At 56.9% G+C, this 22053-nt stretch carries 19 protein-coding genes; 12 read left to right on the top strand and 7 right to left on the bottom strand.

Annotated features, from left to right (window positions below; translation table 11 throughout):
- Window positions 1–92 precede the first annotated feature (92 nt).
- Window positions 93–2183: a phosphate acetyltransferase gene (gene pta / locus PK28_RS06555; protein ID WP_044512598.1), complete on the top strand. Its 2091-nt coding sequence runs from the start codon at window positions 93–95 to the stop codon at window positions 2181–2183.
- Between the two features lie 45 nt (window positions 2184–2228).
- Here pta and PK28_RS06550 read toward each other — a convergent pair whose 3' ends face one another.
- Together PK28_RS06550 and PK28_RS20710 are read right to left on the bottom strand one after the other, a co-directional pair.
- Window positions 2229–2666 carry a hypothetical protein gene (locus tag PK28_RS06550; protein WP_044512596.1) on the bottom strand — a complete coding sequence of 146 codons (438 nt, stop codon included), beginning with the start codon at window positions 2664–2666 and terminating at the stop codon, window positions 2229–2231.
- Between the two features lie 66 nt (window positions 2667–2732).
- A complete protein-coding gene (locus tag PK28_RS20710) occupies window positions 2733–3077 on the bottom strand; it encodes a hypothetical protein (RefSeq protein WP_197070488.1) in 345 nt (114 codons plus the stop codon).
- A 527-nt stretch (window positions 3078–3604) separates the two neighbouring features.
- Here PK28_RS20710 and PK28_RS06540 point away from each other — a divergent pair.
- Window positions 3605–4807, top strand: a complete 1203-nt coding sequence (locus PK28_RS06540; protein ID WP_044512593.1) for an acetate/propionate family kinase — start codon at window positions 3605–3607, stop codon at window positions 4805–4807.
- A gap of 229 nt (window positions 4808–5036) precedes the next feature.
- On the opposite strand, the gene PK28_RS06535 is transcribed toward PK28_RS06540, so the two are convergent.
- Window positions 5037–5828 (bottom strand): SDR family NAD(P)-dependent oxidoreductase, encoded by a 792-nt coding sequence (locus PK28_RS06535; RefSeq protein WP_044512591.1) that lies wholly within the window; start codon window positions 5826–5828, stop codon window positions 5037–5039.
- 276 nt (window positions 5829–6104) lie between these two features.
- Here PK28_RS06535 and PK28_RS06530 point away from each other — a divergent pair, with 276 nt between their 5' ends.
- The 8 genes from PK28_RS06530 to PK28_RS06505 all read left to right on the top strand — a co-directional run bounded on the left by PK28_RS06530 (window position 6105) and on the right by PK28_RS06505 (window position 15429).
- Entirely contained in the window at window positions 6105–8180 is a 2076-nt protein-coding gene (locus PK28_RS06530; RefSeq protein ID WP_231576229.1) for a VWA domain-containing protein, read from the top strand.
- Window positions 8181–8331: 151 nt separating this feature from the next.
- Window positions 8332–9201: a pseudouridine synthase gene (locus PK28_RS20110; protein WP_082016992.1), complete on the top strand. Its 870-nt coding sequence runs from the start codon at window positions 8332–8334 to the stop codon at window positions 9199–9201.
- Window positions 9202–9257: 56 nt separating this feature from the next.
- On the top strand, window positions 9258–10202 hold the full coding sequence (locus PK28_RS06520) for an alpha/beta hydrolase (protein WP_197070487.1): 945 nt from the start codon (window positions 9258–9260) through the stop codon (window positions 10200–10202).
- Complete coding sequence (locus PK28_RS19885) at window positions 10156–10749, top strand: immunity 53 family protein (protein ID WP_071885056.1); 594 nt, start codon at window positions 10156–10158, stop codon at window positions 10747–10749. The genes PK28_RS06520 and PK28_RS19885 overlap by 47 nt, the downstream gene beginning before the upstream one ends.
- Before the next feature lie 229 nt (window positions 10750–10978).
- Complete coding sequence (gene dnaK / locus PK28_RS06515) at window positions 10979–12925, top strand: molecular chaperone DnaK (protein ID WP_044512588.1); 1947 nt, start codon at window positions 10979–10981, stop codon at window positions 12923–12925.
- A gap of 97 nt (window positions 12926–13022) precedes the next feature.
- Window positions 13023–13472, top strand: a complete 450-nt coding sequence (locus PK28_RS20105) for an FAD-dependent oxidoreductase (protein ID WP_048825691.1) — start codon at window positions 13023–13025, stop codon at window positions 13470–13472.
- Complete coding sequence (locus tag PK28_RS06510; RefSeq protein WP_197070486.1) at window positions 13376–14170, top strand: FAD-dependent monooxygenase; 795 nt, start codon at window positions 13376–13378, stop codon at window positions 14168–14170. The genes PK28_RS20105 and PK28_RS06510 overlap by 97 nt, the downstream gene beginning before the upstream one ends.
- 65 nt (window positions 14171–14235) lie before the next feature.
- Entirely contained in the window at window positions 14236–15429 is a 1194-nt protein-coding gene (locus tag PK28_RS06505; protein WP_065814131.1) for a DegT/DnrJ/EryC1/StrS family aminotransferase, read from the top strand.
- Window positions 15430–15698: 269 nt separating this feature from the next.
- Here PK28_RS06505 and PK28_RS06500 read toward each other — a convergent pair whose 3' ends face one another.
- Both PK28_RS06500 and purE read right to left on the bottom strand, forming a co-directional pair.
- The gene (locus tag PK28_RS06500) at window positions 15699–16859 is read right to left on the bottom strand and encodes an endonuclease/exonuclease/phosphatase family protein (RefSeq protein WP_048825688.1); all 1161 of its coding nucleotides are present in this window, start codon (window positions 16857–16859) and stop codon (window positions 15699–15701) included.
- Between the two features lie 59 nt (window positions 16860–16918).
- Window positions 16919–17479, bottom strand: a complete 561-nt coding sequence (gene purE, locus PK28_RS06495; RefSeq protein WP_044512586.1) for a 5-(carboxyamino)imidazole ribonucleotide mutase — start codon at window positions 17477–17479, stop codon at window positions 16919–16921.
- 144 nt (window positions 17480–17623) lie between these two features.
- Between purE and PK28_RS06490 the strand changes: the two genes are divergently transcribed.
- Window positions 17624–18250: a MarC family protein gene (locus tag PK28_RS06490; protein WP_044512585.1), complete on the top strand. Its 627-nt coding sequence runs from the start codon at window positions 17624–17626 to the stop codon at window positions 18248–18250.
- Window positions 18251–18369: 119 nt separating this feature from the next.
- Window positions 18370–19404: a uroporphyrinogen decarboxylase gene (hemE, locus tag PK28_RS06485; protein WP_044512583.1), complete on the top strand. Its 1035-nt coding sequence runs from the start codon at window positions 18370–18372 to the stop codon at window positions 19402–19404.
- Window positions 19405–19571: 167 nt separating this feature from the next.
- On the opposite strand, the gene PK28_RS06480 is transcribed toward hemE, so the two are convergent.
- Window positions 19572–20588 (bottom strand): bifunctional heptose 7-phosphate kinase/heptose 1-phosphate adenyltransferase, encoded by a 1017-nt coding sequence (locus tag PK28_RS06480; protein WP_044516450.1) that lies wholly within the window; start codon window positions 20586–20588, stop codon window positions 19572–19574.
- Between the two features lie 181 nt (window positions 20589–20769).
- Window positions 20770–22002, bottom strand: coding sequence for a pyridoxal phosphate-dependent aminotransferase (locus PK28_RS06475; protein WP_071885053.1), 1233 nt, complete (start codon window positions 22000–22002; stop codon window positions 20770–20772).
- Window positions 22003–22053: the final 51 nt, after the last annotated feature.

Raw genomic sequence — 22053 nt, 5'->3', positions numbered from 1 at the left:
CCACAGCTTCTTTTTCAGATCGTCCATAGCCTGCCTACCACCTAACTTGCGCTTCTCCGTAGTTGCTACCACACGCAACCGGACTGAAGCATATGAGCAAGGCAGTATTTATTGCAACGGCGGAGCCGTACAGTGGCAAATCGGTAGTGACGCTGGGACTGGTGAACCTGCTGCTGGGTAAGGCGCAGAAAGTGGGCTATTTCAAGCCGATTATTACTCCCGTTACCCCTAATCAGAACGACCTGCACATTGAAACGGTGCTGCAGCACTTCAACCTACCCCTCGCCTACTCCGATACCTTTGCCTTCCGCGGCCACGAAGCCTTGCGCCTGATGGAAAATGGCCAGCAGGGCGAGCTGCTGGATACCATCATCCATAAATTTAAAAAAATGGAGGCCCAGCATGACTTTGTGGTGGTGGAGGGCACCGACTTTGTGGGCACCAGCACGGCCCTGGAGCTGGATATTAACTGGTCGGTGGCGCGTAATCTGAGTATTCCGGTTATTCTGGTGATTTCCGGGGTCACTAAAACGGTGGAAGAGGTAGTCAACTCGGCCCTTTCCATCCGGCGCACCGCTCACGACCGGGAGGTGCAGGTGCTGGCGCTGGTACTCAACCGCGTGGCCCCCGAGCAGGTGGTGGAAGTACACCAGCTGGTGAAAGACCAGCTGCCGCCCGACACGCTGCTCACCGTAATTCCCGAAAGCAAGGACCTGCGCAACCCCTCCATGCAGGAAATTTATGACCAGCTGGGTGGGCAGCTGCTGTTTGGCGAAGAGCAGCTCACCAACACCGTCGACCATTTCATTAACGGCTCCATGCACGTGCCCAACTTCCTGCGGCGCATAGAGGAGAACGTGCTGGTGGTAACCCCCGGCGACCGATCAGACCTTATTCTGAGCACGCTGCAGGCCAATATGTCGGCGAACTACCCCAAGGTGGCGGGGCTGGTGCTCACCAGCGGCTACATGCCCGAGGACTCCGTGCTGCGCCTGATTGAAGGCCTGCAGACCACCGTGCCCATTATTCTGGTGGACACCGGCACCTTCCTGACCACCACCCGCGTGGGTGCCATACAGTCGCGCATTGGTCCGGGCCACGCCAAAAAAATCCGGCTGGCTATTCAAACCTTTGAGCGCTACGTAGACACGGCCCCGCTGCTGGATCAGCTGGCCACGTTCCGGCCTGAGGGCATGACACCGCACATGTTCCAGTACCAGCTGCTGCAGTGGGCCCGCAGCCAGCGCAAGCACATTGTGCTGCCCGAAGGCAACGACGACCGGATTCTGCGCGCCGCCGCCCGCCTGCTGGAGCAGGACGTGGTTAACCTCACCATCCTCGGCGACCCGCAGCAGATTATGGCCGCTGCCAAGCGCCTGAGCCGCCCCCTGGACCCCGCCCGTGTGCAGCTCCTGGACCCCACCAAATCCGAGCTGTTCAACGACTTCGCCGAAACCCTCTATGAGCTGCGCAAAGCCAAAGGCGTAACCCTGGAAATGGCCCGCGACCTGATGACGGACGTGTCGTATTTCGGCTCCATGATGGTGTATAAGGGCCTGGCCGATGGCATGGTATCCGGCGCGGTGCACACCACGCAGCACACCATTCGGCCGGCCTTGCAGTTCATCAAAACCAAGCCGGGCGTATCGGTGGTGTCGTCGGTGTTCTTTATGTGTTTGCCGGACCGCGTGGCCGTGTTCGGCGACTGCGCCGTGAACCCCAACCCCACCGCCGAGCAGCTGGCCGAAATTGCCATTTCCTCCGCCGACAGCAGTCGGCGCTTTGGCATTGAGCCGCGCGTGGCTATGCTCTCCTACTCCTCCGGCACTTCCGGTGAGGGCGCCGACGTGGACAAGGTGCGCCAGGCTACGCAAATCGTGCACCAGCTCCGCCCCGATTTGCTAGTGGAAGGCCCCATTCAGTACGATGCCGCTGTGGACCCCGCCATCGGCCAGCAGAAGCTCCCCGGCTCGCCGGTAGCCGGCCAGGCCAGCGTGCTCATCTTCCCCGATCTGAACACCGGCAACAACACATACAAAGCCGTGCAGCGCGAAACAGGCGCGCTGGCTATTGGCCCGATGTTGCAGGGGCTGAATAAGCCGGTCAATGATTTAAGCCGCGGTTGTACCGTGGATGATATTTATAACACGGTGCTGCTGACGGCTATTCAGGCGCAGGGGTAATAATCAGGTGGAAGTAAAGAAGCCGTTTCTGGGAATTAACCGAGTTTATGGCTTTTTCAGTTTCTTAATCAGTAGATATTCAAAACCATATCCTAATAGCAATGCAAAAGGAAAGCCTAGTAGGAACATTGCCACCGCTATTCTCAGCAGGAAATAAAATGCTATAAAGACGTCAAAACCCTCAATCCAACTTATCTGAATTACTTCGGCCAAAGAAACAGTTAATGCTGATATAATTAATACTTGCAGGGCAGCAACAAAGCCACCTGAACTTTGAGCATTAGTATCTTTATTGATTTTAACACCTGCTTTCCTACCAAAGTAATTGGCAGATACAAAAAGAGATAAGATACCGATTATAACAGGAAAATAGAAGTTATTAATATCATTATTAATCTTTTCCACTACGTTCGGATTTATAGTTAAATTTATTAAAAATATAATAAACAATACAAGTCCTATTGCTATAATTACCGCTAGCATTGCGTATCGGCTTCCGTTAAGTTCTGAATTTTCCCTCATTGCAATAACCTTTGAATTTTATTTTTTCTACATAACTAAGTCATTTTTTGTTATTTCAAGCTCAAATCCAGTTGTATCATTAGCTTCAGTGAATAAATACAATGATTTTAAATCCTTTTCATAAGAAGATGGTTTTACCAACCCAAATTTCAAATGTTTCTCATTGTTAAAGAAAATTGTATCGTTTTTCAATTTATAAGTTCCTCTTATCTCTTCAACACCAAAGCAGACATTTCTTTGAGAAAACTTAAAATTATCTTTAAATTTTATAGATGTTCCACAACCTCCACTACCTTCTCTTTCTGCAATCAACAAATCTACCCCTGCTAACTTGTCAAAGTCTATAAACCCATAAGGCCTGAGGAATGTCATAAGTATCACAAATGTCAGAAGACTTAAGATCAAGAGTCGTTTTCTAGTATTAAACTTTTCCTTATATGCTAAGTAAAACTGTCGGAAAAGAACTACAATAAGCCATAAATAAACAAAAAACAAGATTAAATAGACTGGAAAAGTCAAAATCCTAAGCTGCCCTTCCCAAAAATAGGCGGAATTTACTAATACAAAGAATACTATTATCGTAATTAATAGTCTATTATTTTTCAAAATACAAAGTTATTTATCATTTTAAAAAAGCCGCAAAATCCCCATTTAAGTTCTCACTTCTTGGGGCGAAATTTTCTTATTTCGCAAAGCGCCAGCGCCATCTTGCGCAATGTATGTTGGTTGACGCACAGCACCAAACTTCCCTAGCCTTGTAGCTGAGATGTCCCTGTGAGTCTTGGTTAATAGAGTTGAATGTCTCGATAATAAGCAGTTGATTAGCTTGCGCAGAGCAGGCCTACAGATACTACTCATCCATCCGTACTTTCGGGGCGCGTCTTTACCTTCACCGCCCTATGAACATCTTCGTTATCAACTCCGGCAGCAGCTCCCTCAAGTACCAACTCTTCCGCTGGCCCCAGGAGCAGCCCGTTAGCCGGGGCCTGATTGAGCGAATTGGCCTGACGGACGGGCTGCTCACGCACCACGCGCTGGTAGATGGCCAGGAGCATACGGTACGGCGCACCCTCCCCATTCCCGACCACCGCGCCGGGCTGGAAGAAGCCATGCGCCTGCTCACCGATGCTGAAATCGGCGTTATCCAGAACCCGGATGAAATTGCGGTGGTGGGCCACCGCGCCGTGCACGGCGGCGAGCAGTTCCGCGACACTACGCTCATTACGGCGGAGGTAAAAGACAAAATCCGGCAGCTGTTTTCCCTTGCCCCGCTGCATAACCCCCCCAATTTGCTGGGCATGGAGGTAGCCGAGCAGCTGTTTCCGCAGGCCCGGCAAATAGCCGTATTCGATACGGCATTTCACCACACGCTGCCGCCCCACGCCTACCGCTTTGCCCTGCCCGAAAAGCTGTACACCGAGCACGGTTTCCGGGCCTATGGCTTTCACGGCACCAGCCATAAGTTTGTGGCCGGCGAGGCACTGCGCTATTTAGAAAACCCGGAGGCGCGCGTTATCACCATTCACCTGGGCAATGGCTGCAGCATGACAGCCACCGCCGCCGGCCATTCCGTGGATACCAGCATGGGCTTTGGCCCCATGAACGGCTTGGTGATGGGCACCCGAGCCGGCGACACCGACCAGGCCGTTATTTTTCACCTTATCGAGCACCTGGGCTACACCGCCAGCCAGGTACAAAACCTGCTGAACAAGGAAAGCGGCATGCTGGGTCTCACCGGCCACAGCGACATGCGCGACGTGACCCACGCCCTGGAGCACGGCGACGAGCGCGCCCGGCTGGCCTACGACCTCTACGCCTACCGCATCAAGAAATACATCGGCAGTTTTCTGGCGGTTCTCAATGGCGCCGAAGCCATTGTATTCACCGGCGGCGTAGGCGAAAACGACGCCCGCGTACGGGAGCTAACCTGCCGCAACCTCGATTTTTTCGGCATCACGCTGGAAACCAGCGAAAATCAGCGGCGCTCCCCCGGCCTTCGTGACCTGTCGGCCCCGGGCTCCCGCGTAAAAGTGCTGGTGATTCCGACCAACGAGGAGCTGGAAATTGCCCGCCAGTGCGCAGATTTGGTGATGCAGGCTTAGTAATAGATATCTAAATGCAATACACACCAAGTAGAAATACACACTAAAAGAACGGGTCATGCTGAGCGGAGTCGAAGCATCTCGCTAGTGTGGTATACCACTGCAACGAAGCGGGCGAGATGCTTCGACTCCGCTCAGCATGACCGTTATTTTCCCAAAATAGTCAGCACGCGAGATGCTTCGCTCTGCTCTGCATGACGGTTAGGAATATTAACTAACACCCTTCCTTTTACACGGCGCTGCGCACAATGCCGCCATCTACGCGCAGGCTGGCTCCGTTGATGGCGCCGGCCAGGGGGCTGGCTACGAATACGGTGAAATCGGCAATTTCCCGGGGTTGAATCAGGCGGCTGATAAGGGAGGTTGGGCGGTTTTCGGCCATAAAGCGCCGCTCCGCCGTGGCGTAATCTTTTTCATCGGGAAATACCTGTCGGATAAATTCCTCTACCCCGGGGGTATGCGTGGAGCCCGGCATCAGGGCATTTACGGTGACGTTGGAGCCTTTCGTCATTTCGGCTAGGCTTCGGGAAATGGAAAGCTGCATCAGCTTGGTGGCGCTGTAGTGGGCCATTTCCGGGGCCGGGTTCATCGCCGATTCGCTGCTGATGAAGATGATGCGCCCGGTGGTGCGGGCCAGCATACCGCGCAGGTAATGGCGGCTGAGGCGCACGCCACTCATAATGTTCACCTCAAACAGCCGCAGCCAGGATTCATCGGTGGTATCAAAGAACTCGGTGGCCTCATAGATACCCAGGTTATTTACCAGCACATCCACCTCCGGGTACTTGTGTATGGTTTGGGCGGCTCCTTCGGCGGTGCCATTGTCTGCCACCAGCGGCAGCAGTTCGGCTTCAGGAAACTCCTGCCGCAGTTGCGCAATGGCCTGCTGCACGCTGGCGGCTGTGCGGCCGTTGATGATAACTATGGCCCCTTCGCGGGCAAAGGAGCGGGCTATTTCCAGGCCGATGCCGCCGGTAGAAGCGGTAACCAGAACGGTTTTTTGGTCAAGTTGTAAGTCCATGTGCAGGAGGAAATGAGTTTGCGAGAGGCTAATGCCGTACTTTCTACGGCTACCTTCGCACAACAAACGCCGCCAGCGTTTGGCTCATATCGCCCAACAATTTGCCGTCCTGCTGAGCATGTCGGTTGTAAGAGATGGCAACAAACCGCAGCATCCCTTTCCAGAACTCTTAACTTCGCCTGCCTTCCTTATTCTGTATCCTATTCCTCTGATCAGCCCAGGCAACCGTTTCGGTTGCTTTGGAGTTATTGGTGCTCTCTTCACGTATTTCCGCCGTTGATATCCTTCGCCGCTTCTCCCTGGTTTATTCTGCTGTGCCTGGCCGTGGGCGCGGGCTACGCGGCCCTGCTCTACTCGGCCAAAGCGCCCTGGAGCCGGGCGCTGAATCTCGGGCTGGCGGCCCTGCGTTTTCTGGTGGTGAGCTTGCTGTGTTTTCTGCTGCTTTCCCCCTTCATCAAAACCACCACCAGCACCACCGAGAAGCCCACCATTGTGCTGGCCGTGGATAATTCACAGTCGGTAGGGCTGTTTACACCGGCTCCGCTCCTGCAGCAAACCACCCAGGGCCTGCGCCAGCTCACCACCGACCTGCAGGCCAAAGGCTTTACCGTCGAAACCCAGACGCTTACCCCCGGCACACGCGCCGTCCGCCCCGATTCGCTGCGCTTCACAGCCGCCGCTACTGATCTGGATGGTATGCTTTCCGCCGTGAGCGAGGCGTATGAAGGCCGCAACCTGGCCGGCGTGGTATTGGTGTCTGATGGCATTGTGAACCAGGGCCGGGCACCGCAGTATTCGGAGTACCGCTTTCCCATTTACGGCATGGCTGTAGGCGACACGGTGCCTAAGAAAGATTTGAGCATTCCGGCGCTCAACTACAACCGGGTAGCCTTCAGCGGCAACCGTTTCCCGGTTGAGGCGGAAATTGGCTACGATGGCTACGCCGGCAGCACCGCCACGGTGCAGCTGCGCGAAAACGGCCGCGTGCTGCAAACCAAGCAGGTGAAACTGCCGGCCGGTCAGCGCCGCCAGAAAACCACTTTTCTGGTGATGGCGCCGGCCCCCGGCAAGCGGCGCTATGAGGTGGTAGTGGAAAAGCAGCCCGGCGAATTTACCCTGCTCAACAACAGCAAATTTGCTTACGTGGATGTGGTAAAAGGCAAGCTGAAGGTGCTGCTGGCCGGCGCCGCCCCCCACCCCGACCTGAAAGCCCTGCGCGCCGCCATTCAGCAAAATGACAACTTCGACCTAGTTACCTACCTGCCCGGCATCAGTCCCCTGAAGGCCCAGGACTATGATGTAGCCATTCTGCACCAGCTCCCGGCCCGTGGCGGCCTGGGCAGCGAAGTAGTGGCCCAGGTACGGCAGCGCCGGATTCCGGCCTTCTATATCCTGGGAGCCCAATCTGATTTTGATGCCTACAACCGCTTGGGAGCGGGCCTCACGGTGCAGCCGCGCGGCGCTCAGACGGATGATGTAACGCCAGTGCCCAACCCAGCATTTGCGCGCTTTTCCTTTGAAGAAGACGCTGCCCGGCGGTTTGCGGCGTATTCGCCCGCCCCGGTTCCTTTTGGCAGTCTGCGCCTGAATGGCGGCGCCGAAGTGGCCTTATTTCAGCAGGTAGGCCGCCTGAAAACCCAGCGCCCGCTGCTGGTTTTTGGCGGCTCGGCAGCCCAGCGCCAGGCTACCCTGCTCACGGATGGCAGCTGGCAGTGGCGCCTGCAGGAAGCCACGGAGCACGAAGACCGCCCCGAAGCCTACGACCGGATGATTATTCGCACGCTGCAGTTGCTCACGCAAAACGCCAACAAAAAGCGCCTCGATGTATACCCTACGCAGGACGCCTTTTCTTCGCAGGACGACGTGACGTTCGGCATCGAAACCTACAACGCAGTATTTGAGCGCATCTACAACCAGAAAATCACCCTTACCCTCACCGACGAAAAGCAGAAGACGCGCACCTTCAGCTATACTAATACCGAGGACGGCGCGCCGCTGCACCTGGGCGCATTGCCCGGCGGCCTCTACCGCTACACCGCCCGCGCCACGCTGGGCGGCCAGCCCCAGCAGGACCGCGGCGAGCTGCTGGTGCAGGAGCAGCAGCTGGAAGCCCTGGATGCCCGCGCCGACCATAACCTGCTCTACCAGCTCTCCCGCCGCAGCGGCCAGCGCCTTTACTATCCGCAGCAGTTCGCCCAGCTCACCCAGGACATTGAGAAGGCTAACTACAAGCCGGTTATCTACTCCGAGGAAAAGCTGAAAGAGCTCATCGATATGAAATGGCTGTTTTTCCTGATTCTGGCTTTAATTTCGGCGGAATGGGCCATACGGAAGTACTCGGGTGTAGTGTAGCGCGAAGCTCCGGCTTCGCGCACGAGCAGCGCGAGTTCCTAAGCATTGTTACAAGCGGCGCATTTCCGACCACTCGCTTCACTCGTGCGCGAAGCCGGAGCTTCGCGCTACAATGCGCGCTACGATGCGTGCTTCCTGCTACCTTTGCACCATGCATTACATCCTCGTCAACAAACCCTACGAAGTCCTCACCCAGTTTACCGACGAGAATGGCCGCGCCACGCTCAAGGATTTCGTTAATATCCCCAACATTTACCCCGTAGGCCGCCTGGATTATGACTCCGAAGGCCTGGTGCTGCTCACCGATGACAAGCAGCTGCAGCACCGCCTCTCCGAGCCGCGCTTTAAAGTGCCGAAAACCTATTGGGTGCAGGTGGAAGGCATTCCCACGCCCGAAGCGCTGGAAACCCTGCGCCGTGGCGTAGACCTGAAAACCGGCTTCACTACCCCCGCCGAGGTAGAATTATTGACTGAAGAACCCCAAATCTGGGACCGGAGCAAGCCTGTGCGTTTCCGGGCCGCTATTCCTACTTCCTGGATTCAGATTACCATTTCGCAGGGCATGAACCGCCAGGTGCGCAAAATGACGGCGGCCGTAGGCTTTCCTACGCTGCGCCTGGTGCGCGCCCGCCTCGCTGGCATTCCGGTAGGCAACCTGCAGCCCGGCCAGTGGCGTGAGCTGACGACTGATGAGGTAAAAGCGCTGACGGATGATATGGCGGCTCAAACGCTGGCCGCCGGCACCTTTAAGCCGGCCAGCAAATCAGACAGTGGCTATTGGCCCGGCGGCATTCGTCCGACCAGTGAAAAGCCCGGCCAGAACAGCGCCGGTGGCTATAACCGGGGCGGCTTTGGCGCCAAGCCCGGAGCTGGCAGTAAATCCAAAACCGGCCGTAGCGCCGGTGGCCCGGCCCAGGGCAAGGGAAAAGGCAAACCCGCCGGCGGCCCCAGCCGGGGTGGCGCCGGCCGCAAACCGGGCTCCGACCGGCCAACGGGCGGCGGGCGCAAGTCCGGCCGATGAAGCTTAGGTGCCTTCTTACGCTGCTCTTAGTATTAGCCACGGTAGTGTTAAACACCGTGGCCTTTTTCCATGCCTGGCGCTTCACCCATTTCTCCCCTGCCGCCACCGTGCGCACCAGTAATCCGGAGCGGCTGGCCGGCTGGCGCAAGCTGGGCGTGCTGCTCACGGGCGTATCTAACCCGAAGCCGCACAGCCTGGCCCTGCCAGATTTTCCCTACACCAATCACTTTTTATCCAGCCCCAACGGGCGCCTGGAAGCGTGGTATAGCACAGTGCCCAATGCCCAGGGCACCGTGGCCCTTTTTCATGGCTACACCAGCAATAAAGCCGCACTACTTCCGGAAGCCGCTTATTTCCGCAGCCTGGGATTTAATGTTTTGCTGACTGATTTTGCTGGTAACGGTGGCTCCGCCGGCTACACCTGCACCGTAGGATACCGGGAAGCAGAAGACGTACGCACGGCTTTTAACTGGGTGCGCCGGAATCAGCCCGGGCAGCCAGTTATTCTCTATGGTGTGAGTATGGGTGCCGAAGCTATTTTAAGAGCTGAGAGTGAGCTGGGAGTATCGGCCCAGGCAAACATTCTGGAATGCCCTTACGGTAGCATGCTTCAAACGGCGCGAAACCGCTTCGCCGCCATGCACCTGCCTGATTTCCCAATGGCTCAGTTGTTGGTTTTCTGGGGTGGCGTACAAAATGGCTTCTGGGCCTTTGACCTGGATGCTACCCAGTTTGCCAGCCATATCACCACGCCTACCCTACTAATGTGGGGCGAAGCAGATCCGCGCGTAACCCGTGAGGAAACCGATGCTATTTTCCAGAACCTGCGGGGGCCAAAGCAACGACAGGATTTTGCCGGCTCTGGTCATGAGCCCTATTGGAAGCGCCACAAGGCGCGGTGGGAATGGAAAGTGATGGAGTTTGCCGATAAGTATTCACATCAAACCATAGCCAATGGAACTGCTGCAACGAATTCAACGCTGGTACACCATCAATTGTAACGGTGATTGGGAGCACTCCTATGGTATTTCAATAACTAATATTGACAACCCAGGCTGGAAAGTCAACATTGACCTTAATGAAACTTGCATTAAAAATGTGAGCTTCGATTATCCCATAATTGAAAGAACACCTACCAACTGGGTAGGCTATTCAGTTAAGGAAGCTGTTTTTAGAGGTAGCGGAGGCCCAGAAAATCTTACTGAAATCTTGATTTACTTTCTCGACACCTTCTTGCCCGCACACATTGACCCCGATTGCACCATTGAATTACACCTGCCTGTACGCGGCTACGAGAATAGATTGTGGCTAAAAGCGGAGGGTAAAATGCTGTCTGAATCTACAATAGAGGTTTGCAATATTGCTGATACTAATAGGTTTTCTTATGAATGGGGTACTGATGCCGACCTTAACTTATTTAGCGAGTTAGGAAATTCACTTTCGGAACTTGGAACTGATTATTTGATAGGAGACCATGTCGAACCCTACGTCTATCAAGCAGCAGACAATATTCTACGCACTTTTTTAGTAGCTCCAGTCAAAAGGTAATTGGTAACATTGTTTACCCAGCCATCCTGCCCGGCTGGCAGGGAAATCGGGATTAGGAGTGCCAGAGAAGGTCAGAGCGGCGGGAAACGGCGGCATGCGTCCCGTAAAAATGACAAGTTGTCACAGGAAAAGCCCTACGAGCGGGCTGGTACGCTGCTTGTAATCCTCCTTTTGCGAGTGATTCGCAATTATCCTCTGACACCTCAACTCCTAAACGATAACCATCCACATGGGCAAAATAATCGGTATTGACCTCGGCACCACCAACTCGTGCGTGGCCGTAATGGAAGGCAACGAGCCGGTGGTGATTCCAAACAGCGAAGGCCGCCGCACCACCCCCTCTATTGTAGCGTTCCTCGATAACGGTAAAGGCGAGCGTAAAGTCGGTGACCCCGCCAAGCGTCAGGCCATTACCAACCCCAAGAACACGATTCAGTCGATTAAGCGCTTCATGGGTCGCAGCTTCGGCGAAGTAACCGAAGAAGCCAAGCACGTTTCCTACGAGCTGGTGGCCGGTCCTAACAACACGGTAGCTGTGCAAATCGGCGACCGGAAGTACACGCCGCAGGAAATTTCGGCCATGGTACTGCAGAAAATGAAGCAGACGGCGGAGGATTATCTGGGTCAGCCCGTAACGGAAGCCGTTATTACGGTGCCCGCTTACTTCAACGACGCCCAGCGCCAAGCCACCAAAGAAGCCGGTGCCATTGCCGGCCTCGATGTGAAGCGCATCATCAACGAGCCTACCGCCGCTGCTCTGGCGTACGGCCTCGATAAGAAGCACAAAGACCAGAAAATTGCTGTGTACGACCTGGGCGGTGGTACCTTCGATATCTCCATCCTCGAGCTGGGTGACGGTGTGTTCGAAGTACTGTCTACCAACGGTGATACCCACCTCGGCGGCGACGACTTCGACCAGGTAATCATCAACTTCCTGGCCGATCAGTTCGCCAGCGAAAATGAAGGCCTCGACCTGCGCAAGGACGCCATGGCGCTCCAGCGTTTGAAAGAAGCCGCTGAGAAAGCCAAAGTAGAGCTGTCGTCTTCCACGGAGACGGAAATCAACCTGCCCTACGTTACGGCTACCGCCTCGGGTCCCAAGCACCTGGTGGTAAAGCTGAGCCGCGCTAAGTTTGAGCAGCTCGCCGACAGCCTGGTGCGCCGCTCTATGGAGCCTTGCAAAAAGGCCCTGCAGGATGCCGGCCTGAGCACTTCCGACATCGATGAAGTAATTCTGGTGGGTGGTTCAACCCGTATTCCCCGCATTCAGGAGGAAGTAGAGAAGTTCTTTGGCAAGAAGCCTTCCAAGGGGGTTAACCCCGACGAAGTAGTAGCCGTGGGCGCTGCCATTCAGGGCGGTGTACTGACCGGTGAAGTAAAGGACGTGCTCCTGCTGGACGTGACCCCGCTTTCGCTGGGTATTGAGACGATGGGCGGCGTAATGACCAAGCTTATCGAGTCGAACACCACCATCCCGACCAAGAAGTCGGAAACCTTCTCTACGGCTTCGGATAACCAGCCTTCGGTGGAAATCCACGTGTTGCAGGGCGAGCGTCCGATGGCTTCGCAGAACCGCACGATTGGCCGCTTCCACCTCGCCGATATTCCACCAGCACCTCGCGGCGTTCCGCAGATCGAGGTAACCTTCGACATCGACGCCAACGGTATCCTGCACGTATCGGCCAAGGACAAAGGCACCGGTAAAGAGCAGAAAATCCGCATCGAAGCCTCTTCGGGCCTGTCGGATGCGGACATTGAGCGGATGCGTCAGGAAGCGGCAGCCAACGCCGAGTCGGACAAAGCCGAAGTGGAGCGCATCTCGAAGATGAATGCCGCTGACTCGATGATTTTCCAGACCGAGAAGCAGCTGAAAGAGTACGGCGACAAGCTGAGCGGCGGCAACAAAACCGCTGTGGAAAGCGCGCTGGCCGACCTTAAATCGGCCCACGAAAGCAAGGATATTGCCGCCATCGACAAAGCTATGGAGGCTATCAACGCCGCCTGGCAGGCAGCTTCTACGGAGATGTACAACCAGGGCGGTCAGCCCGGCGGTGCGGAAGGCGGCAACCCTTTCGGGGGTGCTGAAGGCCAGCAGCCCGGCGGCAACGGCCAGGGCGGTGCCGCACACGACAACGTGACGGACGTGGACTACGAAGAAGTAGACGGCAACAAGTAATTGTTGGCTTATTAGAACAAAAAGGCCGGTAGCTATATGCTGCCGGCCTTTTTTGCGTTAGGGCGGCTCGTAACTGTTCAACTATTACCTTTCGCACATGGCACATTTTCTCATTATCGGGGCGGGCATTGGCGGCCTTGCCACGGCCCATGGGCTTTTGCAGCAGGGACACACGGTGCAGGTAATTGAAGCCGCGCCGGAACTGCGGGAAATTGGCGCGGGTGTGGTATTGGGCGCTAATGCTATGCAGGCCCTAAGCAAGCTGGGCCTACAGGAAACCATACAGGCGCATGGCACACCCATCACCAAAATTCAGCTGCGCGATGAGCAAGGTGGCGTGCTGCAGACCGTGGATACCTCGGAATTCACCCGGCAGCTGGGCTTTCCCAACCTGGGCATTCACCGTGCCGCCCTGCAAAAGGCGCTGCTGCAAGGCCTGCCCCCGATGCCGTGCAGCTGGGCATTCCGTTTGAGCGGTTTGAGCAAACCGCCACCGGTGTGCGGGCGCACCTGGCCAACGGCACCTCCCTTACCGCCGATGCCCTGATTGGGGCCGATGGACTTCGGTCCCGCGTGCGGCGGCAGCTGGTGCCCCCGGCCAAGCCGCGCTACGCAGGCTATACCTGCTGGCGGGCCGTGGTAGATGCCGCCCAATTGAAGCTGCCAATCGGTGAGTCCAGCGAAGTATGGGGCACGGGCGGGCGACGCTTTGGCTACGTGCCCGTGGGCGAAGGCCGCGTGTACTGGTTTGCCTGCCTGAACTGCGGCCAGGTAAACAGCCCGCACTTCAGCCGCTACCAGCTGGCCGACCTGCGCCGGGAATTTGCCGGCTTCGCTGCGCCGGTGCCGGAACTGCTGGCGCTGACCTCCGATGAAAGCGTGCTGTGGAACGATATCCTCGACCTGAAACCCCTTACCCAGCTGGCTTTCGAACGGGTGCTTTTGCTGGGTGATGCCGGCCACGCCACCACGCCCAATATGGGCCAGGGCGCGGGTATGGCCATTGAGGATGCGCTGGTGCTAACGGAATGTGTTGCGGCCGAAACCACTATTCCGGCTGCCTTTCAGCGGTTTGAGCAGCGCCGTTTGCCCCGCACCACGCGCATTGTAAACACTTCCTGGCAGCTGGGCCGGCTGGCGCAGCTGGAAAAGCCGTGGCAGATAAAGCTGCGTAATATGGGTATGCGCCTAGTGCCCGATGCCATCAGTATGAAGCAAATGGCTTGGTTGTATGAGCCGGCATAGGGCAGGCTTTTGTCCGGCGGCCGCTAAAGCTGTTTCTTTGTTGATACGTCCTTCTCTCCGCCCCAATGCCCGTTCCCTTTCTCTCCTTTGCCGCGCAGAATGAGCGCATCCGCGCGGCTGTGCAGGCGGCTACCATGCGCGTATTTGACGCGCAGCAATATATTCTGGGTGAGGAAGTGCGGCAGTTTGAGGCTGAATACGCGGCGTTCAATCAAGTGCCGCATTGTGTGGGTGCGAGCAGTGGTTTATCGGCCCTGCATCTGGCCCTGATAGCGCTGGGCATTAGACCCGGCGACGAGGTGCTGGTACCCAGCAATAGCTACGTGGCTACCTGGCTGGCGGTATCTTACGTTGGCGCCACGCTGGTGCCGGTGGAGCCGGATGAAGCTACTTTTAACCTGGATGCGCAACGGCTGGAAGCAGCCATAACACCCCGCACGCGCGCTATTCTGCCGGTGCATTTCTTCGGCCAAGCCTGTGATATGGCCGCTATTATGGCCGTGGCCCGGCGGCATAATTTGCTGGTGATTGAGGACAACGCCCAGGCCCAGGGCGCCGCCAGCCACGGCCTGCCGACGGGCAGCTTCGGAGAGGCGAATGCCACCAGCTTCTACCCCACCAAAAACCTGGGCGCATTGGGCGACGCCGGGGCCATTACCACGGCAAGTGCCGAGCTAGCCGAGCAATTAAAAGTGCTTCGCAACTATGGCTCGCGGCAGAAATACCAGAACGAAGTCATCGGTTTCAATGCCCGCCTGGATGAACTGCAGGCCGCCATTCTGCGCGTGAAACTGCCGCATATGCCCTTCTGGACGCAGCAGCGTCAACAGCTGGCGGCCTGGTATGACGGGTATCTGGCTGATATTACCTGGCTACAACGGCCGCAACAGTTGTCTACCTCCACCCACGTTTATCATTTGTACGTGGTACGCACGCCGCATCGGGATGCGCTGCAACGGCATTTATCCACCCAAGGCATTGGCACGGTTGTTCACTACCCGGTGCCACCGCATTTGCAGCCGGCTTACCAGCCGCTGGGCTTTACGGCCGGGCAGTTTCCCATAGCCGAGCGCCTGGCCGCCACTAGCCTTAGCCTGCCGCTATGGCCGGGCATGACGGAAGCCCAGGTGGCGGAAGTAGCGGAGGGTATCCGGCGGTTTATACCTGCCTACCCCCCGGGGTTTGCTAAAATTACAAAAAGAGCGAAAAGACCGTCATGCTGCGCTCAGTCAAATCTTCTCCCGGTATGCGGTTGTTGATAAAGACCGTCATGTCGAGCGTAGCCGAGACATCTCGCGTGCTGATGGTGTGGTGCTATAGTCATGCTGAGCTGGTCGAAGCATCTCTACCGCTTCGTTTGCTGACGACTCCAATGGCGTGGTAGAGATGCTTCGACTACGCTCAGCATGACTATAGCACCACACCATCAGCACGCGAGATGTCTCGGCTACGCTCGACATGACGGTCTGTTTTCTAATAACGTCATCACGTGAGATGCTGTACTCTGCATGAAGGGATAGAAGCTGGCTTACGAAGAAGTGGCCTCCTGTTTCTCCTGGCGCTCCTTGTGCTCTTCTTCGGCTTCCTCTTGAAAGCCTTTCTGAATTTTTTCTGTGGCTTCCTGGTGGTCCTCGGCGTCGGCCTGCTCCTGGTTTTCCTCCTGCTCCGCCTTGTCGTGGGGCTCGTAGCTCACCTTGATGTAGATGGGGAAGTGGTCGGAACCCACGTAGGGCAGGCGCTCTATGGCATCTACCTTAAAGTGTGGGGACACAAAAACGTGGTCCAGGGGCCAGCGCATCAGGGTATACTCGGCATGAAACGTGGGGAGCAGGCCGCGCCCTACGCGGGGGTCCAGCAGGCCGCTAACGCGCCTAAACAGCTCACTAGTGTGCGACCAGGCCACATCATTCATGTCGCCGAACACGATGGTTGGCTCATTTTTGCTCTCAATTTCTTTGCCTACAATCAGTAGCTCAGCGTCGCGGCGGGTACTGGTTTCGGCTTCCTGCGGCGCCGGGGGCTTGGGGTGCAGCCCAAACAGCCGAATCCAGCTGTGACCATCGGGGAGCTGCACGTAGGTGTGCAGGGAAGGAATATCGTCGTCGAGCAGGTACTTGATCTGGGCATCGCGCAGGGGCAGGCGCGAGTAGAACAGCATGCCGTAGGTGTTGTCCAGCGGCTCGTGGCAGATATAGGGGTGCGTTTCCTCCAGCGGGCGCAGCTGCTCCTGCCACCACCTATCGGTTTCTACCGCAATAATGAGGTCGGGGTCGGTTTCCTGCAGCACCTGCAGGGCTTTGGGCGCCTGCTTGTTATACTGCAGCACATTCATCACGGCCAGGCTCATATGGCGCCGGGCATCTTTCAGGGTGCTGTCGCCTACCTGCTTACGCACAATGGGGGTATAGGGAACAATGCGGAAGAGCTGGTACAGGATAGCAACGGCCAGCGCCCCCAGCACACCCAGGCCCCAGTAGCCGGGCAGCTGATGCCAGCCCAGCACAAAGCCGACGCCCAGGGTGGCCATGGCCACAAATACTATTTGCAGACGCGGGAAGTCAAATACCCGGATCCACCAGGCTTCTTCTTTCAGCAATGGCAGCAGGGTGGCTACGAGAGAAGCAATTGCGAACAGCAGCGTAAGACCGTGCACAATCAGCAGCCAAATCGGTGCGTCTAAATCAGGCAAGTGAAAAGCTCATTAGGGGTGGGGAAAAGGAGGCTGATTAGCGGAAGCAGCAAGTTCGGTTAAATATCATCATTGTATCCGCCTTTACGCATCTCTTCAATAGTACGCATCACTTTATCTTTTAGTGAGTTACGGTATTTTTCCAAGACATCTACCAGGCGGGCATTCGTGATACCCAGCATTTGAGTGGCCAGCACTGCCGCGTTGGGGGCGCTGTCAATAGCAACGGTAGCCACGGGCACGCCCACGGGCATCTGTAGCATAGACAGCACCGAATCCAGCCCGCGAATGGAGGCCGAGGAATTAATAGGCACCCCAATAACCGGTAGCGTAGTAAAAGCCGCCACCATACCCGGCAAATGGGCCGCCCCGCCCCCACCGGCAATAATAACACGCAAACCGCGCTTACGGGCGTTTTCCGCGTACTCCACCAGCCGGTGCGGCGTGCGGTGCGGCGACACTAAAGTAATTTCATAGGGCACGCCAAACTGGCGCAGCAGCTCAGCAGCGCCGGTCATTACCTTCAGGTCCGACTGGGAACCCATAATGATACCCACCAACGGAGTTACATCCCGGGATTCGTCGGGGGTGGCGGCGGGGGCGGTAGAAGGAGTATGCATAAGGGAGAATTGGACCGTAGGAAGGCTGTCCGCAGAATTCTACGGCTATTCGCTGTAACAGTTGGATTACCAAACATAGCATTTTCCCCCTTTGCTGCTTCTTATTCCCTCGTACCTTTAGCCCATTCCCCTTCTGCCCGTTGTATGGAAATACTGCTCGCCACCTTTACCACGCTGTTTTCGGTTGTGAACCCCTTTGGGGCCATGCCGGTATTTCTAACGCTCACGCAGGAAGATTCCGCCGCGCACCGGGCCGGCGTGGCGCTCCGCGCCTGCCTGTATATGATTGGGGTGCTGACGGTATCGTTTTTTGCCGGGCAGTATGTGCTCAATTTCTTCGGTATCAATATTCACCATTTGCGTATCGCGGGCGGTATTTTGCTCATGCGTTCGGCCTTTGATTTACTGACGCCCGGTGGCAACCGCGCCAAGGTCTCGGAAGCCACGCTGGAGGAAAGTATGCACAAGGATGATATTTCCTTTACGCCGCTGGCCATGCCCATGCTTTCGGGGCCGGGCTCCATGGCGGTGTGCATTGGCTTATTTGCTGAGAAGCTCTCTTTTGCCGATATGGGCCTGATTATTCTGGGCTTTGTGCTGGTGGCCCTGGCCAGCTACCTGATTCTGATGTCGTCGTTGCGGCTTACCAAGTTCTTGGGCCGCCCAGGCATGGCCGCGCTGGCGCGCATTATGGGTTTCCTGACCCTGGCTATTGGCGTCAATTTCCTGGCTACAGCTATTGTGGCGCTGTTTCCGGGGCTTTCGCGGTGAGCGGTGAAATGGTGAAGTGGTGAGTTTGCGATTCTGGCGGCATGTTATTGCGCGTGGCGTGAACGTCACTCACAATTTCACCACTTTACCATTTCGCCATTTGTACCTTTGCAGCCTCTATGCTGAAGAACGACCTCCTCCTCCGTGCCGCCCGCGGCGAACAGACTGAACGTACCCCCGTGTGGCTGATGCGCCAGGCGGGCCGTATCCTGCCCGAGTATCGTGCCCTGCGCGCCCGCCTCAGTGGCTTCAAAGAGCTGGTAGAAACGCCGGATCTGGCTGCGGAAGTCACTATTCAGCCCGTGGATGCCCTGGACGTGGACGCTGCCATCATCTTTTCGGATATTCTGGTGGTGCCCGAAGCCATGGGCCTCACCTATGAAATGATTGAGGCGCGCGGCCCCCTCTTCCCCGAAACCATTAAAACCGCGCAGGACGTGGCCCGCATGCGCGTGGCCGACCCCGAAGAGCACCTGGGTTACGTGCTGGAAGCCATTCGGGTAACCAAACGCGCCCTGAACGGCCGCGTGCCGCTCATTGGGTTTGCCGGCGCCCCCTGGACCATTCTGGCTTATATGGTAGAAGGCCACGGCTCCAAAACCTTCAGCAAAGCCCGCCGCCTGCTCTACACCAATCCGGCCTTGGCCCACGAGCTGCTGCGCAAAATTACCGATACCACCATTGCGTACCTGCGCGCCCAGGTGCAGGCCGGCGCTAACCTCATTCAGGTATTTGATTCGTGGGCCGGTATTCTGCCGCCCGCGCATTATGCGGAGTTCAGCACCCGCTACATTGCCGAAATTTGTGCGGCTATTCCGGAAGTACCGGTTACCGTGTTTGCCAAAGGCGCTTTCTGGGCCGTGGGCGACTTCGCCCAGCTGCCCTGCCGCACTATTGGGTTGGACTGGAACCAGGACCCGCGCGCAGTGCGCCCCCTGGTAGGCGACAAAACCCTGCAGGGCAACCTGGACCCCTGCGCCCTCTACGGCACCCGCGAGCAGGTGCGCCAGGCTACCATTCAGATGCTGGACCAGTTTGGCCCCTACCACCACATTGCCAACCTGGGCCACGGCGTATACCCCGACACCGACCCCGACAACGTGCGTGTGTTTATTGACACGGTGAAGGAATACAGCGTTAAGATGCGCCACTAAAAACTAGTTCCCCTCCTCAGATGAGGAGGGGCTAGGGGTGGTTGAAAAACTAGAGCTAAAACTAAACTTAGCCTATCGTTCAACGACGGTCAACCACCCCTAACCCCTCCTCATCTGAGGAGGGGAACTAGTTTTTCTAGCTTTTAGCCTAATAAAATACCGGGGAGTTAAAACACCCTATTTTCCTGGGCTTCAGCCAGGAGCAGTTGTTTTTCAATGGGCACTACGCCTATCTGCTCGCACACCAGCCCGCCACCTAGATTGGCCAGCGCAGCGGTAACGGGCGGGGCCATTCCCAGCGCTACGCACAGCGCAGCAATACTTATTACGGTGTCGCCGGCGCCGGAAACGTCCGAAATGCTGCGCAGGTGGGCGGGAATGTAGGTGCGTTGGGTGGCACCATCTTCCACAAAAACGCCCCGCTCAGAGAGGGTTACCAGCACAATTTCTGGTAGTAAAAGCTCGCGCAGGCGGTCTACAGCGGCCTCAAACTGCGGGCGGGCGGCATCGGTATCTTCAAACTCCAGCTTCAGGCCCTCGCGTAGCTCTTTCAGGTTGGGCTTGAACAGGGTGCAGTGGCGGTAGGCCAGGAAGTTCTTCTTCTTAGGATCTACTACAGTGGGAATGCCCCGTTCCCGGGCTAGCTCGATAAAGCGGGTAATGCTGGCCTCGCCGAGCACGCCCTTGTCGTAGTCTTCAAAAATCACGACGTCGGCGCGGTCCAGCAGGGCGGCGTAGCGCGCCGTGAGGGCAGCATTTTCTTCCTGGTTGAGGTTGTGCTCTACTTCGGAATCGATGCGCAGGAGCTGCTGACCGTGGGCCAGAATGCGCTGCTTTACGGTAGTGGGCCGGTGCGGGCTGCGCACAATGCCTTCGGCGGAAAGGTTGTTTTCACGCAGCAGATCCAGCATTTGGTTGCCGCCTTGGTCCTCCCCTATTACGGCGCACAGCAGCGGCGTGGCACCCAGGGCCTGCACGTTTAGGGCTACGTTAGCGGCGCCGCCCAGGCGCTGCTCTGTGCGGCTTACATTTACTACCGGCACCGGCGCTTCCGGCGACAGCCGCCCGGCCTTTCCCCACACGTAGGCATCCATCATCACGTCGCCCACAATGAGCACGGTCAGGTGGTTGAACGCATCAAATAACTCAGCAAGGGAAGCAGGCGGTACGGAGGCAGCGGGCATCACAACAAATTCAGAAAAATGAAGCCGCAAAGGTAGGAAGTTGCGCTGTAGCTCCGGCTGCCAGTAGCGCGAAGCTCCGGCTTCGCACACGAGCGGAGCGAGTAGTTGGAATCGCGCGGTTTGTGCCCACGCCTGCTACTCGCGTTGCTCGTGCGCGATGCCGGAGCTTCGCACTACTACTTTAAACCAGTTTAGCCAGGCTATTTTTGATGCGGGTGAAAGCTTCGCGCAGCTTCTCATCGGCGGCTGCCGTGCTGAAACGAATGCAGTTGGGCGCCCCAAATGCGTCGCCGCTCACGGCGGCTACGTGGCCGTCGTTGAGCATGTACATGGCCAGATCCGTGGCGTTTTGGATAACGCTGCCATCGGGCATCATTTTCCCGAAATAGCCGCTCACATCCGGGAATACATAGAAAGCGCCGCTGGGCGTGGGCGTGCGGAAACCGGGGATGTCTTTCACTAGCTCCAACACCAGGTCGCGGCGGCGGCGGTAGGCTGTTACCATCTCATCGGCGGAAGTGCGCCCGCCCTGCAGGGCCGCCAGGGCCGCGCGCTGGGCAATGGAGCAGGTACCGGAGGTAATCTGGCTCTGCATTTTCTCGCAGGCGCTGGCAATTTCCTTACGGGCCGCCAGGTAGCCTACGCGCCAGCCCGTCATGGCATAGCCTTTCGAGAAGCCATTGACCGTAATTACGCGGTCCTTGATTTCCGCAAACTGCGCCATGCTCACATGCTCGCCCACAAAATTGATGTACTCGTAAATCTCATCGGCCAGCACGTGCACCTGCGGGTGGCGGGCTACCACGGCGGCAATTTCGGCTAGCTCTTCCCGGCTGAAAACGGCGCCGGTGGGGTTACACGGCGAGGAGTACATGATGAGCTTGGTACGGGGCGTAATGGCCTGCTCCAGCTGCGCGGCCGTTACTTTATAGCCGTTTTCCAGCGTGCCCATCAGCGTAACAGGGGTACCTTCTGCCAGCTTCACCATCTCCTCGTAGCTTACCCAGTACGGGGCAAATACAATGACCTCGTCGCCGGGGTTTACCAGGCTGAGCACGGCGTTGGCCAGGGCCTGCTTGGCGCCGGTGCTCACCACAATGTTGTCGGGCTTAAAGCTCAGCTGATTTTCGCGCAGGAGCTTGTCGCAGATGGCCTGGCGCAGCTCGGGGTAGCCGGGCACGGGCGTGTAGAAGGTGTAGCCTTCGTCAATGGCCTTTTTGGCGGCATCCTTAATGTATTGCGGAGTCTGAAAATCAGGCTCGCCAAAGCTCAGGCTAATAATATCGATGCCCTGTGCGGCCAGCTCGCGGCCTTTTTTGGCCATGGCAATAGTCTGCGACTCCTGCATGGTGTTGATGCGGTCTGACAGAACGGGGGTTGGCGAAGGAGCGAGCGAGTCAACAGTTTGTGACATGGCAACAAGGCAAATGGGTGGGTGGGGAAAGACGGGCTAAAAGTACGGGAA

The sequence above is a fragment of the Hymenobacter sp. DG25B genome (assembly GCF_000801315.1).
In the GTDB taxonomy this organism is placed as follows: domain Bacteria; phylum Bacteroidota; class Bacteroidia; order Cytophagales; family Hymenobacteraceae; genus Hymenobacter.
This window is presented reverse-complemented; position numbering and strand designations above follow the sequence as displayed.

Excerpts from the sequence above, each read along its gene's own strand:
- pta (WP_044512598.1), top strand. The coding sequence starts at position 93 with ATGAGCAAGGCAGTATTTATTGCAACGGCGGAGCCGTACAGTGGCAAA.
- PK28_RS06550 (WP_044512596.1), bottom strand. The coding sequence starts at position 2,666 with ATGCTAGCGGTAATTATAGCAATAGGACTTGTATTGTTTATTATATTT.
- PK28_RS20710 (WP_197070488.1), bottom strand. The coding sequence starts at position 3,077 with ATGACATTCCTCAGGCCTTATGGGTTTATAGACTTTGACAAGTTAGCA.
- PK28_RS06540 (WP_044512593.1), top strand. The coding sequence starts at position 3,605 with ATGAACATCTTCGTTATCAACTCCGGCAGCAGCTCCCTCAAGTACCAA.
- PK28_RS06535 (WP_044512591.1), bottom strand. The coding sequence starts at position 5,828 with ATGGACTTACAACTTGACCAAAAAACCGTTCTGGTTACCGCTTCTACC.
- PK28_RS20110 (WP_082016992.1), top strand. The coding sequence starts at position 8,332 with ATGCATTACATCCTCGTCAACAAACCCTACGAAGTCCTCACCCAGTTT.
- PK28_RS19885 (WP_071885056.1), top strand. The coding sequence starts at position 10,156 with ATGGAACTGCTGCAACGAATTCAACGCTGGTACACCATCAATTGTAAC.
- dnaK (WP_044512588.1), top strand. The coding sequence starts at position 10,979 with ATGGGCAAAATAATCGGTATTGACCTCGGCACCACCAACTCGTGCGTG.
- PK28_RS20105 (WP_048825691.1), top strand. The coding sequence starts at position 13,023 with ATGGCACATTTTCTCATTATCGGGGCGGGCATTGGCGGCCTTGCCACG.
- PK28_RS06505 (WP_065814131.1), top strand. The coding sequence starts at position 14,236 with ATGCCCGTTCCCTTTCTCTCCTTTGCCGCGCAGAATGAGCGCATCCGC.
- purE (WP_044512586.1), bottom strand. The coding sequence starts at position 17,479 with ATGCATACTCCTTCTACCGCCCCCGCCGCCACCCCCGACGAATCCCGG.
- PK28_RS06490 (WP_044512585.1), top strand. The coding sequence starts at position 17,624 with ATGGAAATACTGCTCGCCACCTTTACCACGCTGTTTTCGGTTGTGAAC.
- hemE (WP_044512583.1), top strand. The coding sequence starts at position 18,370 with ATGCTGAAGAACGACCTCCTCCTCCGTGCCGCCCGCGGCGAACAGACT.
- PK28_RS06480 (WP_044516450.1), bottom strand. The coding sequence starts at position 20,588 with ATGCCCGCTGCCTCCGTACCGCCTGCTTCCCTTGCTGAGTTATTTGAT.
- PK28_RS06475 (WP_071885053.1), bottom strand. The coding sequence starts at position 22,002 with ATGTCACAAACTGTTGACTCGCTCGCTCCTTCGCCAACCCCCGTTCTG.